Here is a 17,059-nt window from a genome sequence, read left to right as displayed (position 1 = left end):
AACGCGGGAACCCCGATTCTCGATCTGCGCAACATCGGACCCGCCTCCGCCCGATAGTCGAGATACATCGGCGTGGCCATGTGCGAGGAGCTGCGGCGGCGCGGGCCCGTCGCGGCCTACGCCACCCTCGAACGCCGCGGCTATCGCGTCCGCCTGAACCTGCTCTACGCGCTGCAGGCCGGCCTGATGGGCCTGCACTGGCCGAATTGCCGCCCCAGGTCCGCGACCCGTTGCGTGCGGCCGCGGAACGCGCCCTCCAAGAGGGTGCCGGCGATCAGTAACGGAACCCGAAACCCAAGGCGGCGGTGGTCAGGTCCAAGTCGTTGACGTCGGTCTGGTTGATTTCCAGTTCCACCAACATGTTGCGGCCCAACAGGTAGCGCATTCCCACACCCAGGATGGCTTCGATACCGTCGTCGTGGATCTTGATGCGGCCGGCATCCGCGGGAAGCCGGTTCTTCCAGTTCATGCGCCAGAAAAGACCACCGCCCTCGGCGAACACCTGGAAGCGCGGACTGAAGGGGTACACCCCTTGAATGGTGAATTCCGCACCGGCGCCCTCGGCTTCGACGGTGGTGCTGGTGGTGCCGTCGTTGACGGTAAATTTGCTGGTATCTAAATAAAAGATACTTCCTTCCACATTGAGAAAGCGATTGAAGGTGTATCCTTCCGTCAGCTTATACCCCAAACCGGCGAAATCTTCGTTGATCCCGTTGGACGTATCCAACCCGAAACTGTTCTGCAGGACCTGTTCGACCGAGCGAATGTCACTGTCAAAAGAAAGGTCTTGTATTTTAAAGACGAGGTAATTGTTCTCCTGGCCTCCGGCCGCCGAAACGGGCAAAAAAGAAACCCCGAAAAAAAGGGCAGTCAAAAGGAACCGCGCGTTGATGGTCATGATATCTCCAAGAATCATAAGTAGATGTAAGTGGATATAGGTCCAAATCTGGGCGAAACCGGTGCGAAGGTGCACGAGACTGCTAGGCACTATAGCCAAACCCTTGGTGCGCCGCAAGCCCGATCCCCGAAACCATGCGCCCGCACGAACAACCCATCCCCCCGAGAAAATCGACCGATCGTCTCCATGGCCGGCTTGCGCATCAGAACTTGCGAGTCTAACTTTCAGGTCAACCTTACCGAATGCCGCCAAATCGAATTTACCTTACTCGCTGTTTCGCCTCGTGTTCACGCCATCCCCGTTCACGACATGTAGATGAAAAACTATAGTCTTTTCACTTTGGTCCGTTAGGATAGGTATCAGGAACAGCTCGGAGTAGCTCTCATGCCGTTTGCCCTGCCGGAGCGACTGAAGGAAGCCGGCCTCAAAATCTCCAGCCAACTTGAGCCCCACAAACTTGCCGTCACGGTCCTACAGGAAGCGAGGCTGCTCACGGGTGCCGACCATTGCTGGTTTCTCATGCGTCGCAAGAGCGGTTATTTCGTCGAAGCCGAATTGGAGGCGGGCGGTGAAGAAGTTCAGAAGCGAGCCCTGCCGCTCGCAGCGGCGCCTCCACCGGTCCGTCACGTGGTGCGGGCCATGCTGGACACCAAACAAACGCTGATGCTGGAAAACGCCAAGGAAGATCCCCGCTTTTCCGACCTGCACGCCTACCAGACCCACCCCACCGCGGTGCTGACGGTGCCGGTCCTGGCGCACAACGCGGAACACGCCGTGATCGCGGTCATCCATCTGATCAAGGACGCCGCCGAAAAGGGATTCGAGACCCAGCATCGCGCCTTTTTGGAGCATTTGGCCCCGTTGCTGAGCGTCACCGTCGTCAACGCCCACAAGTTTCAGTTGTACCGCAAGCGGATCGACAAGCTGGAGACGCAGTTGGCGGAAGGGTCGATCGGCGGCGACCCCATCGAGGAAATCGATCCCAGCAACGAGTCCTGTCCCACGGTGGAAGATCTCAAGGTCCTGGTGGAACGTGGTCGCGAGGCGCGCAAGGTTCTCCACGACCTGGGCAATCACCTCAACGGCGCGGTGCTGACTTGCGAAGAAGTGGTCGACATGCTGAAGGAAAACCGGGTGGCTCAACTGGGCAAGGCCCTCGAGATGCTCAATGGCCACAGCAGCAACTTGGCGGTCTTCTTCGAGCAGGAGGATAAAAGCCGCCAGTGGTCCGAATTCGTGGCCAAGATCCTCACCTCCCTGGAACGCGACCAGGAAATCCTGCAGGAAGATATCGTCAACCTGCAGAAGCATTTGACCCTGATGAAGAACCTGCTCTACGAGTATCAGAGCCGCGCCATCAACAACGACGTACGGGGCGAGTGAGGAGTTGGCGGCCAGGGCTTCCCAGCGCATCGGGTGCTCTTGCTTTTCCCGTCGAATCGCGTAATGATACTTGATTCGTCACAACGTCTCGGGCCGTGAATCCGCGCCTCGACCTCGGCGGTCGATGCACGCGATCCGGCCGGTTCGCAAAAAAGCGCTCCGACCCGAACGATTCGAGTGGATGCAGTCGTGCAAGATGCTGAGGCGAAAAGTGTTGTGAAAACGCAGGTCCGGCCTTCCGGGGCGTACCCGGAACGTTCGGGGGTCCGGCCATCCGGCCGCCACCGGATCGAGGATTTTCACGATGCTTTGCAGCCCGGCAGGTTGTCAAAGTGCTCCGCCAAGAATCGCTCAATTTGGGTTTCAGACTGTGGTTCCCCTGCGGGAATTCGAAACAGGCGAGTGCTTTGTGTCGACTCGGGGTCCCTGCTCCCGATTCCGCCTTCATGCGGGCGGCGCCCGCTTTCGATTCGGAACACGCTGGCCGGCCTGGCAGTGAACGGAGCCTGTTTCCCCAGAGGTTGGCGATTCGGCGACCATGGTTTGCCGCATCGCCGGCGTGACGTGAAGGGCGACCCGCGTGCCGAGGGCCCGGCCCGGAGCCGCGAGCCCGCCACCCGGTGGTGACGCGCCGATCGGGTCATCCGCCCACGTCCCTCTCGGGTTTCCATGGAAATATGTGATTGACGAAACAAGACGAACAAAGAAAGGTAGCTATGCAAAAAATCAAAGTAGCCAATCCCGTCGTTGAACTCGACGGCGATGAAATGACGCGCATCATTTGGAAATTCATCAAGGAACGGCTGATTCTGCCCTACCTGGACATCGACCTGAAGTATTACGACCTCGGCATCGAGCACCGCGACGCCACCGACGATCAGGTCACCGTGGATGCGGCCAACGCCATCATCAAGTACAAGTGCGGCGTCAAATGCGCCACCATCACGCCCGACGAAGCTCGCGTCGAAGAGTTCGGACTCAAGAAGATGTGGCGCAGCCCCAACGGCACCATTCGAAACATCATCGGGGGAACGGTGTTTCGGGAGCCCATCCTGTGTTCCAACATTCCGCGCTACGTCGGCGGTTGGCAGAAGCCGATCGTCATCGGCCGTCACGCCTTCGGCGATCAATACAAGGCCACCGATTTCAAGGTACCCGGACCCGGAACCCTGACCCTGACCTTCAAGCCCGCCGATGGCGGTGAGCCGATGGAGTTCAACGTCTTCGACTTCCCGGGCAGCGGCGTGGCCATGGGCATGTACAACCTGGACGAATCCATCCGCGGCTTCGCCCGTTCCTGCATGAACTACGCACTCAACCGCAATTACCCGCTCTACATGTCCACCAAGAACACGATCCTCAAGGCCTACGACGGCCGGTTCAAGGACCTGTTCCAGGAAATCTTCGACACCGAATTCCAGGACAAGTTCGAAGCCGCCGGCCTGACCTACGAGCACCGCCTCATCGACGACATGGTCGCCTGCGCCATGAAATGGGAGGGCGGTTTCGTCTGGGCCTGCAAAAACTACGACGGTGACGTTCAGTCCGACACGGTCGCTCAGGGCTTCGGCTCACTGGGCATGATGACCTCCACCCTGCTCACGCCCGACGGCGAAATCTGCGAGGCCGAGGCGGCGCACGGCACCGTGACCCGTCACTACCGCCAGCATCAGCAGGGCAAGAAGACCTCCACCAACCCGATCGCCTCCATTTTCGCCTGGACCCGCGGTCTGCTGCACCGCGCACGCCTGGACGGCAACGACGAGCTGAAGCGTTTCGCCGAAGCGTTGGAAGCCGTGTGCGTGGAAACGGTGGAAGCCGGCCACATGACCAAGGATCTGGCCCTGTTGGTCGGTGGCGACACCACCTTCATGAACACCGAGGATTTCCTCGCCAAGTTGGACGAAGGGTTGCAGGCCAAGATGAACGCCTGATCCGAATCGTCGATCCCCGTTCGCAAACATGGCCCGGTGCACAGCCGGGCCATTTTTATGCGTTCTTGCCGGCCATGGTGGGCAGGCGGAACTCGCGATAGAGTTCCAGGACGCGCTGAAAGGTGGGCCGTTGGGCATGGGAGGCACGAAGCTCTTCGAACGACTGCGGCAATTTGGCGGGCCAATTGACCTGATGCTCGGACGGCATGATCAAGGGCGCGGCCAGGGCCGCCGCGGAGAGATCCGCGAATGTGAAGCGGTCGCCCACGAGGAAGGCGCGCTCGCCGTAGGCCTCGTCCAGCTCGTCCAAACCGCGCGCGAGCTTTTCGACGTGGTCGGCGCGGAATTCCGGCGCGAGCCGGCAATAATAGACCAGTTTCTTTTTCAGGGTGCCATACAGCAAATGGCACAGCATGCGGCTGCCGAGACCCTTTTCCTGGCACCACAAGTCGATCACGGTATTGCGATGCTTCATCAGGTCACCGTAGATCAAGGCACGGAGCGGCACGCCGATCTCCTCGTCAATCCGCTTCTGCCAGGTGTTGATTTCGGCCCGTCCCGCTTCCGAATCCAGCCACAGGGGCCGTTCCGGATGGCGCTCTTCGAGAAACCGTGCCACGACATCGGAGCCCTGCATGCGCTGCCCCTGGTAATCCAGGATCGGGACCTGCGAGCGATTGAAGCCCAATCCGCGTGCCTGCTTGATGTGCGGACCGGGAATCCAGTTCACCAGATGGTAGGGCACCTGTTTGAAATCGAGCGTCCACCGACTTCGCTCGCAATAGTGAGACACCATGAACTGATACAACACCACCGTCATCGGCAACCCTCGCGCTGCGCCAAATTTCGAGCCGCTCCTCATCAGAGCAGAGAAGCCCGAAGTGGTCAAGCGCTCACCACGTGAAACTACAGATAACCCAGGAGTTAACGGCAAGCGATGCGCTCTTGGATATGAAGCTCGGCAGATTCGGCGAGGTGGCGGGCCCAACCGCAGAACATTTCGAAGCGATCCGAGCTTGCAGTTCCCGCAGGCAGAGAGAGGCGTCGCGCTTGTAGGTGGAGCAGCCTGCTCCACCAATCGAAGCGACGACCGCTTCGCCAGGCCGTCGAGCCAAAGAGCGAAGCGGCCTACTCCCCCGAGCACGCGAAAGCCGAGATTCAAGCGCTCTGGATCGCTTCCCCAATGTGCATCTGGATCGCACCGGATGATTGAGCAGACCGCCATACCGGCCGTGCTCCACCTACAAGCCTAACTACTTTTTCACGATGCGGGCACTTTGAGCCCCGCGACCTCGTTGGCACGCCGTGAGGGCCATCTTCGGCTTCGCTCTTTTACCTAACTCCCTCTTGCTACTTAAGTTCCTTCGATTGGTGGAGCAAGCTGCTCCACCTACAGACCCTACGACCCTCTCACGATGCGGGCACTTTGGGCCCCGCGACCTCGTTGGCGCGCCGTGAGGGCCATCTTCGGCTTCGCTCTTTTACCTAACTCCCTCTTGCTAATCAAGTTGCTTCGATTGGTGGAGCAAGCTGCTCCACATACAGGCCCTACGACCCTCTCACGATGCGGGCACTTTGGACCCTGCGACCTCGTTGGCGCTCACTGAGGGCCATTTTCGGCTTCGCTCTTTTACCTAACTCACTCTTGCTAATTAAGTTGCTTCGATTGGTGGAGCAAGCTGCTCCACCTACAGGCCCTACGACCCTCTTACGATGCGGGCACTCTGGACTTTTCGACTTCGAATTGGGGTCAACTGGGGAATGATCGGCTTCGCTCTTTTGTGTAACCCACTTCCGTTAAACATGTTGCTTCGATGCGTCGGCCCAGCGGGCCAACCAACAGGCCTTACGACCCTCTTTGGATGCGGGCAATGCTCAGGAACACGCTTCGAAGAGTCGGTCCAGTGCCCTGCGCGGGGCCCGGTACCTCAACCCTGACACTTCCCTCTCGATGCGGGCCTTGCCAACTCCGTCACTTCCGCGTACGTCCACCACCGGACAGATGTCCGCTTCGATTCGGACACCTGTCCGGCCGGACACTGCGGACACATTTACTCAAACAACTGCAAATATTATCTTTACCACTTGGCACCTTGCTTGCCCTTACAGACCGGTGGAGGTGTGAATGATCCAGGACACATCGTCTCAGGACCGAGCCATTTCCCGTCCTCCGCGACGGGGTCGATTTTTATGGTCGATTGCCGCGATCGTTTCGGTTCTGATCGTCGGTTCCCTCGTTTGGCATCCCCGTTGGCAGGGTTGGATCCATGCCGATACCTCGGTGGACCGCGCCCGCCTCATGACCGGCACCGTCCAACGCGGCGACCTGACCCGCGAGGTCAGCGCCGAGGGACGCGTGGTGGCCTCGTCCTACCCGACGCTCTACAGCACGGCGAGCGGTGTCGTCACGCTGCGCGTCAAAGCCGGCGAAGCGGTCGCGTCCGGCCAGGTGCTGGCCGTGGTCGACAGCCCGGAAGTCCGCAACCTGGCGCGTCAGGAAGCATCGACCGTCCAGGCCATGGAAGCCGATCTGGCTCGCCGCAAGGTGGCCGCCAAAGCGGAGCTGTTGCGTCGCAGCCAGGCGATCGATCTGGCGAAACTGCGTCACGAAGCCGCCGAGCGCGCCTTCGCCCGTGCCGAACAAACCTTTTCCCAAGGTCTCATCAACGCCATCGAATACGAGACCGCCAAAGACAGCGTGCTCATTACGGACATGGAATACGAACACGCCGTGGCCGAACGCGAGCTGGACCGCGAGACGCTCGATCTGGAGTTGCGCAACATGGAACTCCAACTGTCTCGCCAAAAGCTGGTCCTGGCCGAGGCACAGCGACGCCTGGAAGAACTCTCGATTCGCTCGCCGGCGGACGGCCGAATCGGCAGCCTGGAAGTCGATCCCAGCGACGTCGTCGCCGCCAACATGCCGCTGCTCACGGTGATCGACCTTTCGGCCTTCGAAGTGGAAGTCAGCATACCCGAGACCTATGCCGACGACATCGAGCCGGGCCAACCGGCCGACATCCGCCTCGACGACCAAATCTATCCCGGCGAGGTCGCCCAGATCTCGCCCGAAGTGGTCGACTCGCTGGTCACCGGCACCGTCCTGTTCCGCGGTCCCCCGCCCCAACGGCTGCGCCAGAACCAGCGGGTATCGGCACGCATTCGCTTCGAAACCCGCGATGACGTGTTGTACGTCCGGCGCGGGCCCTTCCTGGAGAGCGGCGCCGGACGAGTGGCCTACGTGATCAACGACGGCCTGTTGGAACGCCGCGAGATTCAGGTCGGGGTGGCCAGTTTGACGGAAGTGGAAATTCTCCGAGGCCTGCGGGCGGGCGAAGAAATCGTGATTTCCGACCTCACCGACTTTCGACGGGCGGAAACGGTGCTGCTGCGCCCATAAACCCATAACCCAGGTGGACCGAGCCGCTCCGCTCGGCCTACATCAGTATCGAAAAGAAAAGGGATGGACCTCATGCTGCGAATGGAACACGTCAAGAAAATCTACCGCACGGATTACATCGAGACCTATGCACTATCGGATTTCAGCCTGTACGTGGAAGAGGGCGATTTCCTCGCGGTCATGGGTCCGTCGGGAGCGGGCAAGTCGACCTTTCTCAACATCGCCGGCCTGCTGGATGGCTTCGACGAGGGTTGCTACTACTTGGACGAACGCGATGTGACCGGCCTCTCCGACGCCGAGAGCGCCGCCATTCGCAACCAGAAGATCGGGTTCATTTTTCAGTCCTTCAACCTCATTCCCGATCTCAGTGTGTTCGACAACGTCGACGTTCCCCTGCGCTATCGCGGCTTCAACCGCGCCGACCGCAAACGACGCATCGAATCGGCCCTGGAAACCGTCGGCCTGGCGGGTCGGGCGCGACACCATCCGTCCCAACTCTCCGGCGGGCAGCAACAACGCGTCGCCATCGCCCGCGCCATCGCCGGTTCGCCACGGCTGATTTTGGCCGACGAACCCACGGGTAATTTGGACACCGCCATGGCCCGCGCCATCATGGACCTGCTCGAGAAAATCAACAACCAGGGGACGACCATCATCATGGTCACCCACGACCACGAGCTGGCCCGGCGTGCGCGGCGCCAGATCCACGTCCTGGACGGCCGCATGGTGGACGTGAGCGGCGGCAACGTCCGGCCCCTCCTGAAACCGGAACCGACACCGGATGCGCCCGCCGCCGACGCCCCGTCCGACAACGGCGAACGCACCTCCCGTTCGGCCTGAAAGGAGTCAGACCATGCTGGGATTCTATGTACACATGGCCGTCAAGAGCCTGCGCGCCACGCCGCTGATCAGTCTGGTGACCGTGTTCGCCATCGGCATCGGCGTCACGGTGTCGACCACGATCATCAGTGTCGAGAACATCTTGACGCGCGATCCCTTCCCCGCCAAAAGCGATAAGCTGTTCAACGTGCGCATGGACAGTTGGGATCCCGACAGCCAGTTCTTCGACGTGGCGCCCGGAGAGCCGCCCAAGCAGATCACCTATCGCGACATGGTCGGCATCATGGAGAGCGACATCCCCCGCCATCAAACCGGCGTGGGTACCGGCCTCAGTTTCGTGTTCCCCGAAAACGACCTGGTGCGTCCCTACCGCGCGGCCGTCCAATTGGTCCATGCCGGGTTCTTCCCCTTGACCCAGGCACCGTTCCGCTACGGCCAGGGATGGAACCAAGCGGCCGATCGCAATCGTGATCCGGTGTGCGTGCTCAGCCAGGAGGCCAACGAAAAGCTGTTTGGCGGAGAGGATAGCGTGGGTCGACAGCTTCGCATCGGCAAACGCAATTTCTCGGTGATCGGCGTGCTGGATCATTTCAATCCGACGCCCAAGTACTACGACACCATCAACGACGTATTCGGCGATACCTGTGAAATCCTGGTTCCCTTCGACTTCATCAAGGAAGACGACACGGGCCTGTCCATCTCCGGCAACACGGACAATTGGGGTCCCAGGGTCCCGCGCGACGACACCGCCAAATTCCTGGCCGCCACCGAGATGTGTTGGATCCAGTTCTGGGTCGAACTCGACTCGGGCAAACGCCGGGCCTATCACGATTACTTGGACGCCTACGCCGCCGGCCAGCGCGAGTTGGGCCGTTTCCCGCGCGAAAACAACAACCGGGTCACGCCCCTGTTGAACTGGCTGGCCCAGCGTAACGACTCGGCCGAGCAGACCCGTGCCATGGCCTGGATCTCCGTCATGTTCCTGTTGATTTGCGCCCTCAACATCACCGGTCTCTTGCTGGGCAAGTTCCTCAGCCGCTCCGGGTTGGTCGGCGTGCATCGGGCGTTGGGCGCCTCCAAACGCTCCATCTTCGCCCAACACCTGCTGGAATGCTGGCTGCTGGGCATCGCCGGCGGCCTGGCCGGCCTGGTCGCCTCGGGCGCCTTGCTGCGATTCATCAACGCCGCGGTGCCTTCCTCCATCTTCCACGATCAAGTCTTCAGCGTGGAACCCTCGATGTTCTGGTTGGCCCTGGGCCTCTCGCTGATCGCCAGCCTGGTGGCGGGCGTCTATCCCGCGTGGCGGGCGTGCCAAATCGCGCCGGCCGTGCAGTTGAAATTGCAGTGAAGGAGGTTGTGATGAATCTGGAATTGGGACCCATTTTTCGGGGCATGCTCCGCAACAAGATCGGCTTCGGGTTGCTGGTCTTCGAAATCGCGATCACCCTGGCGATCGGCCTGAATTGCGTGACCATGGTCAAGCGGGAAATCGAACGGGTCGGCAAGGAATCGGGCCTGGACGAGGAGAACCTGATCGCGATTTCCATCAACCCCTTCGGCACCGCCTTCGAAGAATCGAGCTACCGACAACAGGTGGTCGCGGACGACATGGCGCTGCTTCGCGCCCGCCCGGAAATCCGGGACGCGGTGCTGGTGTCGCCCTTCCCGCTCCAGGGCGGCGGCAGTTCGCTCCAGGCCAAGCCCCTGGGCGCACCGGACACGGCATTGGTACGGGCACCGCGCTACATCGGCGGCAGTCACATGGTCGAGACCTTCGGACTCTCGATTGCGGAGGGACGCGACTTCACCGAAGCCGACGTATTGCGCACCAGCGATCTTCCGGAGCAGCTCAACGTCCTGGTCACCAGAGACTTGGCCGATGCGCTGTACCCCGACGGGAACGGGCTGGGCAAGCAGGTCGATATCCAAATCGAGGGCCTCGCCTGTACCATCGTGGGCATCGTGGACTACATGTACACGCCCTACGACAACGGCGGGCCCATGGAAACGCGCATCATCTTCTTTCCCGGGCTCCGTACCTCGGCCGGCTTCAGCTCCTACCTGGTCCGCACCGAGCCGGGCCACCGCGACACCACCATCGCGGCGTTGAACGACCTCTTGTTGGCCAAATACCCGGACCGGGTCCTGAGAATCCGCTCGGTCGAGAGCATGAAAGAGACCGCCTATTTCTTCAACCGCTTCGTGATCATCGTGTTGAGTTCGGTGGTCGTCCTGTTGGTGCTCGTGACCGCCATCGGCCTGCTGGGCATGACGTGGTTTTCGGTGGCGCGACGCACCCATCAGATCGGCGTCCGGCGCGCCTTGGGTGCCACCCGGGTGGCGATTCTGCGGTTCTTCTTCGTGGAGAACAGCCTGGTCACGGTGCTGGGCATGACCTTGGGTCTGGCGCTGGCGATCGGGTTGAACCGCATCCTGATCGTTCAGACCTCCGGCCAGCCGTTGACACCGATCCTGGTCCTGATCAGCCTGGTGTTCCTCTGGTCGATCGGCCTGGCGGCGACCCTGTGGCCGGCCTGGCGAGGCTCCCGCATCGAGCCGGCCATCGCATCGCGAAACGTGTGAACTCACCGAACCGGACAGGATCGAAGACGACCCCGTCGTGCTTCCCTCGTCCGGGTCGGTTTCTCGCGGCCGTCGTTCGACGGAGCTCATCGGATATCGCGACATGGACAACCCATGTCATCCTTCGGCGATCTCACGTCCGGCGGCCGACGTGGCGATCGCGTCGATGTGGTTCAACCGGGGCTAGGCTTCTCCCAGGCTCTCGAGCCAGGATCGCACGATCTCCTTGTAATCCGGGGGGCACGAGTCCAGCTTGAAACCCACTTCCCACATATCGGGAACCCGTTTCACCCAGACCACCTCTCCGGTGACATCCACGACCTTGTTTTCCATGCCGATGCTGAGTTCGAGCCAATCTCCGACATGGACCTCCTCGGGCAGTTCCAGATGAAGCCCGGTCCGGCTGAAGTCCAGCTCCAGGGCCATGCCCTGTTTGACAGCGGTCCTGTGGTCATCTTCCATGATCTTGAAGGAGACCAGGTGCTCCACGGCAACTCTTTTGAAACCCCGATGCTCTTGCATGGCGACCTCCCTGTGAACACCGTTTGAAAGCGAACCTTTATTGCACTTATCGGATATCCCACCGAAAGCGCAACAAAGAATTGGAAGTTGGAAAGTTGAGAGGCGGAAAATGTGAGAGCGGTATGTGAAATGTACTCCGTTTCTTCGATTGGTACCATAAACAACCGCTGGTTCGCCTCGAATTCCTCGAAACGGGTATCGACGGGGAGATCGCCTGATGTCCATCGATACCCGATTCCATCGAAGCGATTCAGCCGAGAAGTTCCCGCATGCTGTGGGGGTCGGCGCGGCAGTAGGTTGGGCAGGGCCGGTAAGGCCGCTGGCCCGACACTTCGAAGCGACTCAGGCTTCGCAAGATCAAGTGGTAAAGGAGCGAAGCGGATAAGTCGGGCCTCTGGATCTCTCGATGATCGATTTCGATCTGTGTTAGGTAGCTTCGATTGGTGGAGCAAGCTGCGCCACCTACAGACCTTACGCCCCTCTCATGATGCGGGCTTTTCGCAAATTGGGGCTTCAATGAACGCGTGGCTGCCTACTGGAGACGCTTCGCTCTTTAAGAGTTCGAAAATATGCGGTTACGTGGCTTCGATTGGTGGAGCAAGCTGCTCCACCTACAGACCTTACGCCCCTCTCACGATGCGGGAACCTTGGACGGTGGGCCTTCGTTGGTGCGCCGTGAGGGTAATGATCGGCTTCGCTCTTTGGTGCAATTGGTTGCTGCTGCTTGGGTTACTTCGACGCGTCGGCCCAGCGGGCCAACCTACAGGCTCGACGCCCCTCTCAATATGCGGGCTTTTCGCAGATTGGGGCTTCAATGAACGCGTGGCTGCCTACTGGAGACGCTTCGCTCTTTAAGAGTTCGAAAATATGCGGTTACGTGGCTTCGATTGGTGGAGCAAGCTGCTCCACCTACAGACCTTACGCCCCTCTCACGATGCGGGGACCTTGGACGGTGGGCCTTCGTTGGTGCACCGCGAGGGTAATGATCGGCTTCGCTCTTTGGTGCAATTGGTTGCTGCTGCTTGGGTTACTTCGACGCGTCGGCCCAGCGGGCCAACCTCCAGGCCTTACGCCTCTCTCGAGATGCGGGGACTTTGAGATTTATCACTTCGAAGCGTCGGCCCGGCGCCCCGGGCGGGCCCGACACCTACAGCGGCGACGCCCCTCGCACAATTACGGGAACTTCCGAGCGAATCGTTTCGATTGGTTTCCAACCTGGGCACCCAGCGGTTAAAAAATCTCAGGCCATCCGGATCGAGATCACTTCTCCGACCACACCGCCAACTCGTTCCCGTTGGGATCCACGAAATGGAACCGTCTTCCGCCAGGGAAGGCGTAGATGCCCTTGGCGATCTCGCCGCCCGCGTCGCGGACTTTTTGTTCGGTCGCCTCCAAATCGTCGGCATAGAGCACGACCAGCACGCCGGAGGCACCCGCCACCACGGCATCCTGGCCATTGAAGCCGCCCTCGACTTCCGCACCCGTGAAACTGATGTAGGTGGGCCCCCAATCCTGGAAGGTCCAGCCAAAGACGCCGCTGTAAAAAGCCTTGGTCGCCGCGTTGTCGACCAGGGGAAACTCGATGTAATTGATGGAGTGGTTCTTGTGGGTCATGGTTCGGCACATGCCTCCTGGAAATGGATTGGGTCGAGAACCGCGGCACCGCTGCCTGGTGGAGCGGCAGCCACGGCCCTCGGATTCGATGCTTTCTGCATCCTATCGTCATCCCACCAATGGTACAATTGATAATATTGAAACCAATCATTCCATATTTGGAAGACAGATGGATAAGATCGACGCCATGGCGGTTTTCGTGGAAATCGTTCAAGCCGGTAGCTTTACCGCTGCAGGCAAACGGCTTGGCATGCCCCTTTCCACCGTCAGCCGCAAAATATCGGAGCTGGAGGACGCACTTCAGGTCCGGCTCCTCGAACGCGGCAAGCGCAAGGTGCGCGTCACGGAGGTCGGCACCGCCTATTTCGAGCATTGTCGCCGCGGCGTCGAGGCCTTCAAGACGGCCAATCGAATGGTGGCGGAACGCCAGTCGGAAGCGAGCGGGTTGCTGCGCATCACGGTGCCGCCAAACCTGGCCGAGCGCCTTCTTCTGCCGATCATCGGCCTGTTCCAACAGCGATACCCCAAAGCGCGGGTGGCGATCTTCGTGACGGAGCGGGTCCTCGATTTCGTGGAACATCAGGTCGATGTTTCGTTTCGAGTCACACCGGTGGCCGCGCCCAAGCTGGTCGTGCGCAAGCTGGCGACCTATCGGCACCTGTTGGTCGCATCGCCGATGTACGTGGCGGAGCGCGGCTGTCCGCGAATCCCCGGCGATCTCGCCAAACACCGCATCGTGGGGTTCGGTTTCCAGGGCCGATCCCAGGTGGATTGGTCGTTTTCCCGCGGCGAGACACGGGAGCGCATGACCCTTCAGCCGGATCTCGCCGTCAACGACTACGCCGCCGTCCAAACCGCGGTCGCGTGGGGACTCGGCATTGGCGAACTGCCCTCCATCCTTTGCCAGGAAGGATTGCGGCAGCGCAAGCTCATGCACCTGATGCCCGAATGGCTCCTTCCGGAAATCGACCTGTTGGCGGTGCACACCGGTACGAAAGGGCTTTCCAGGCTGGCACGTCTCTTCCTCGACATGTGCGCCGAACACCTTTCCCCCACGGCGATCAAAACGCCCTAGGGCATCGCGAAGCCGTCAGGGCTCCCGTCAAGAAAGGGCGGGATTGAAACGGAGGCCCGGCACCAACACCTTGACGACGGGAATCGCCAATTCCGGCCGTGTCAAATCGACGGCGATCGGTTGCGCCACAACGGCTGAACCGAGCCGATCGAGAAGGTCGTCGCGAGCCACCCCCAAGTCGCTGAACTGGGGGCACGTGTCGCGCAGGGTCGCGAAGGGCGTATTGCCGACCAGACCATCGAAAAACCGCCAGGCTGGGGTTTCCGTGGAAACCGATCCCGAAAAGGCGGGCTTTTCGACGATATCCTCGCGGCCGCCGTGTATGAAGGAAAGCCTGGACTGAATCGCTTCGGTGAGGGCCCTGGCCAAGGCCACATCCAAATCGTGGTGGCAGCCGGCGCCGGTATTGAGGGTCGATACCGAGGCGAAGGGCCGCGAATCCAGCAGCGCGGCCCAAATCACGTGACGTGCCACGCGCGCGGGCACCCAAAGCAGGACCACCTTGCATCCGACTTGACGAACGGCCTCGAGGATCGGGGCGATGCGGTGATGCGTTACGGAGGTGGGGTCGATGACGGCACAGCGCTCGCGCACCGCAAGGCGTCCCGCGACCTGCAATCCGGCAAGGGCATCGCGCTCCAACAGCTCGTAAAGCGCGTGAAGTTCGGCCTCGACTATGTGGTTGCCACTGGCCAGGCCGTTGCTGGTGGTGCGGTGCCAGGTGGGTTCGCGAAAAGTTGCGGCCCCCGCGGGCACCCAGATCGCCGAATCGGACAGGGCGGAACCTGCGGTCGCCGAATTCAGGGTGCGGCCCTCGATCCACTCCAGCCGGGCATTCCTTCGCCAATGCCGGGACAGGGAGCCATCGATCACCCGCGGCGAAAGGGTTCGAAGCCCGGCCGCGACCAGCTCGGCCTCGGAGGCGAACCGCAATCGCGAGAGATCGGGGAATTCGGCGTGGTGCAACTCGATGGCTTCCATCAGTGCCGAAACCTGGGCCGCCTCGCGCGTGAGGCCTTTGCCGTTGGAGGTTTGCAGCACCAGGGCTCGCGGACGTATGGCACAGAAAGTGGGCACGCCGAACGCCTCGTCGAGCCCGGTCACTTCGGCGCAACGGGTGATGCCACAGGCTTCCAGCTTGGGACCGATGCGGGCCAGGGTCCGATCCGGCGAGATCAGCCGGCAGGCGCCGTGGCGAAACAGGGCGCTCAGTTCGGATCCTTTCCCGACCGGCCGTGAACTGAATTCAGGCGTCATGAGCGGTGGACTCCTCTTTTTCGGTCGCGGTACCGGAAGGCCGCCCGGCCTTCTCCCGATCGATCGCGGTCAACCGCCGCGCCGCTTCGCCACTGAATTGCCAGGATGCGACCAACGCCAGGTCCAAACGCCAGCAACGGTAGCCGAATTGGGCAGGCGTCTGGGTGAGCAGCCAGGCCGAAGTCGCCCAACGCGAGAGAACCTGATCGCCAATGTCGGCCCGATCGTCCTGTTGGGCCCGCCACTGCGCCGTGAACCGTGCAACAACGTCTTCCGGCGCGGCGATCCCGTGGAAGTCGGCCCATTCCAACAAGAGCGCCATCAGCCCGAACTCACGGTGCGCGTCGTCGACGGTCGAGCCACGAGCCTGGGCGACACGGGCGATCGCGTCTCGCCAGGATTCCGGGATTCGCGCCGGTCCATGAACTTCGCGCAACCATTGAACGTCGGCGTGCTCGACGAGTAGCCGGTCCAGTTCTCGACGGGTGATTCCGTTGGCGGCGATCACGGACGCCAGCGCCCCATCCGCGCGCAGTTTGGTGAGATGGCGATCGGCAAATTCGCGGCGAACGTCGTCCGGGGCACGCGGCCGTTCGGTCGACTCCGGCCAGGCGTCGATCAGGAAACCTTTCGTAACCAGGCTCGCGCGATCGATACCATGGGTGCGGGGCGACCGAAGGCAGATCTCGGCCTGGGCCAGCAACGCCGCTCCGGCGATCAGGGTCCCGTTCTCGGCGAGGAAGCCCCGTTGTCGCATGCGACGCTCGCGATAAAAGCGATTGCGCCGGTCGATCGCATTGGCGCCGGCCATTTCCCCGTCGGCGCGGTGGTTTCGATCGTCCGTGGTTCGGGGATCCTTCGACCGCGCCACCATGGTCAATGCGGCGATCGCATCCAACCGCTTGAGATCCAAATCTTTTGGAAAAGGCGCCCCCTCCTCGCCCAGCATCGCGGCGAGTCGCGTTCGGGTTTCCTCGGGAAGCGCCTCGAAGGGCGACGAGCTCAGCAGTGCGTGGCGGTTTCGTTGTGTAAACGGCAATCGTTGCTGGGATCGTATCAGCGAATCGGCCTGGCCCTCGGTGAGGATCGCCTGGGCGACCGCACGTTGCAGGGCATGGCGAACATTGACGAGCGGCAACGAAAAGGGACGGTAGTGATGATCGGCATCCGCGTGCAGCAGCGCCACCTCGTCATCGCCGACCAAAAAGCCGTCGCGATACCAGGCGAACACGCCACCCACACCGATCATCCCGTATGGCGCCAACTCGGCCGCACGGAGCGCACCCATGCTGGAGGCGCCGACGACCCGTACGCCGTTGTCGATGGCTTCGAGGATTTCGCGGTGCCAGATCGCGGCTTGCCCGTGAAAGACGCCGTCGACGATCACGATGGTGTGCGGCGCGGCCGCCAGCAGGCGGTACAGATCCCCCTGACGGACCGGGGGATAGTAATTGGCACGGGGTAGCAGGGCGCGCGCTTCTTCGAGCGGCAGGCTGGGGCCCAGAAAAACGGCGATCGGAACACGCGGGTCGTAGCGCATGGGCGGCAACCTT

General features: G+C 61.3%; 14 protein-coding genes. 8 read left to right on the top strand and 6 right to left on the bottom strand.

From position 1 onward, the window contains the following. Positions 1-78 precede the first annotated feature (78 nt). Positions 79-327 (top strand): TfoX/Sxy family DNA transformation protein, encoded by a 249-nt coding sequence (locus tag J3U87_RS35335; RefSeq protein WP_420038219.1) that lies wholly within the window; start codon positions 79-81, stop codon positions 325-327. Here the strand turns inward: J3U87_RS35335 and J3U87_RS22335 are convergent. Further along, on the bottom strand, positions 275-898 hold the full coding sequence (locus J3U87_RS22335; RefSeq protein WP_237377988.1) for an outer membrane beta-barrel protein: 624 nt from the start codon (positions 896-898) through the stop codon (positions 275-277). The genes J3U87_RS35335 and J3U87_RS22335 overlap by 53 nt on opposite strands. 384 nt (positions 899-1,282) lie before the next feature. Between J3U87_RS22335 and J3U87_RS22330 the strand changes: the two genes are divergently transcribed. Both J3U87_RS22330 and J3U87_RS22325 read left to right on the top strand, forming a co-directional pair. Next, positions 1,283-2,281 carry a GAF domain-containing protein gene (locus J3U87_RS22330; RefSeq protein ID WP_237377987.1) on the top strand — a complete coding sequence of 333 codons (999 nt, stop codon included), beginning with the start codon at positions 1,283-1,285 and terminating at the stop codon, positions 2,279-2,281. A gap of 716 nt (positions 2,282-2,997) precedes the next feature. Then, positions 2,998-4,215 carry an NADP-dependent isocitrate dehydrogenase gene (locus tag J3U87_RS22325; RefSeq protein WP_237377986.1) on the top strand — a complete coding sequence of 406 codons (1,218 nt, stop codon included), beginning with the start codon at positions 2,998-3,000 and terminating at the stop codon, positions 4,213-4,215. A gap of 55 nt (positions 4,216-4,270) precedes the next feature. Here J3U87_RS22325 and J3U87_RS22320 read toward each other — a convergent pair whose 3' ends face one another. Beyond that, the gene (locus J3U87_RS22320) at positions 4,271-5,035 is read right to left on the bottom strand and encodes a glutathione S-transferase family protein (RefSeq protein ID WP_237377985.1); all 765 of its coding nucleotides are present in this window, start codon (positions 5,033-5,035) and stop codon (positions 4,271-4,273) included. Between the two features lie 1,305 nt (positions 5,036-6,340). Between J3U87_RS22320 and J3U87_RS22315 the strand changes: the two genes are divergently transcribed. From J3U87_RS22315 to J3U87_RS22300, 4 genes are all read left to right on the top strand, one after another. After that, on the top strand, positions 6,341-7,615 hold the full coding sequence (locus tag J3U87_RS22315) for an efflux RND transporter periplasmic adaptor subunit (RefSeq protein ID WP_237377984.1): 1,275 nt from the start codon (positions 6,341-6,343) through the stop codon (positions 7,613-7,615). Between the two features lie 72 nt (positions 7,616-7,687). Continuing rightward, positions 7,688-8,455: an ABC transporter ATP-binding protein gene (locus J3U87_RS22310; RefSeq protein ID WP_237377983.1), complete on the top strand. Its 768-nt coding sequence runs from the start codon at positions 7,688-7,690 to the stop codon at positions 8,453-8,455. 13 nt (positions 8,456-8,468) lie between these two features. Further along, positions 8,469-9,803 (top strand): ABC transporter permease, encoded by a 1,335-nt coding sequence (locus tag J3U87_RS22305; protein WP_237377982.1) that lies wholly within the window; start codon positions 8,469-8,471, stop codon positions 9,801-9,803. Between the two features lie 11 nt (positions 9,804-9,814). Then, positions 9,815-11,038, top strand: coding sequence for an ABC transporter permease (locus J3U87_RS22300; RefSeq protein WP_237377981.1), 1,224 nt, complete (start codon positions 9,815-9,817; stop codon positions 11,036-11,038). Between the two features lie 183 nt (positions 11,039-11,221). On the opposite strand, the gene J3U87_RS22295 is transcribed toward J3U87_RS22300, so the two are convergent. Both J3U87_RS22295 and J3U87_RS22290 read right to left on the bottom strand, forming a co-directional pair. Beyond that, a complete protein-coding gene (locus tag J3U87_RS22295) occupies positions 11,222-11,560 on the bottom strand; it encodes a PilZ domain-containing protein (RefSeq protein WP_237377980.1) in 339 nt (112 codons plus the stop codon). A 1,260-nt stretch (positions 11,561-12,820) separates the two neighbouring features. Then, positions 12,821-13,174, bottom strand: a complete 354-nt coding sequence (locus tag J3U87_RS22290; protein WP_237377979.1) for a VOC family protein — start codon at positions 13,172-13,174, stop codon at positions 12,821-12,823. A 169-nt stretch (positions 13,175-13,343) separates the two neighbouring features. Here J3U87_RS22290 and J3U87_RS22285 point away from each other — a divergent pair, with 169 nt between their 5' ends. Then, positions 13,344-14,249 carry a LysR family transcriptional regulator gene (locus J3U87_RS22285; RefSeq protein ID WP_237377978.1) on the top strand — a complete coding sequence of 302 codons (906 nt, stop codon included), beginning with the start codon at positions 13,344-13,346 and terminating at the stop codon, positions 14,247-14,249. A gap of 27 nt (positions 14,250-14,276) precedes the next feature. Here the strand turns inward: J3U87_RS22285 and J3U87_RS22280 are convergent, their stop codons facing one another. Both J3U87_RS22280 and J3U87_RS22275 read right to left on the bottom strand, forming a co-directional pair. Next, a complete protein-coding gene (locus tag J3U87_RS22280) occupies positions 14,277-15,506 on the bottom strand; it encodes a YcaO-like family protein (protein ID WP_237377977.1) in 1,230 nt (409 codons plus the stop codon). Then, positions 15,496-17,046 (bottom strand): TfuA-like protein, encoded by a 1,551-nt coding sequence (locus tag J3U87_RS22275; RefSeq protein WP_237377976.1) that lies wholly within the window; start codon positions 17,044-17,046, stop codon positions 15,496-15,498. The genes J3U87_RS22280 and J3U87_RS22275 overlap by 11 nt, the downstream gene beginning before the upstream one ends. Positions 17,047-17,059 lie beyond the last annotated feature (13 nt).

The organism is Sulfidibacter corallicola, assembly GCF_017498545.1.
Classification (GTDB): domain Bacteria; phylum Acidobacteriota; class Holophagae; order Acanthopleuribacterales; family Acanthopleuribacteraceae; genus Sulfidibacter; species Sulfidibacter corallicola.
The sequence above is the reverse complement of the archived record's forward strand: the minus strand, read 5'-3'. Positions and strand labels throughout refer to the sequence as shown.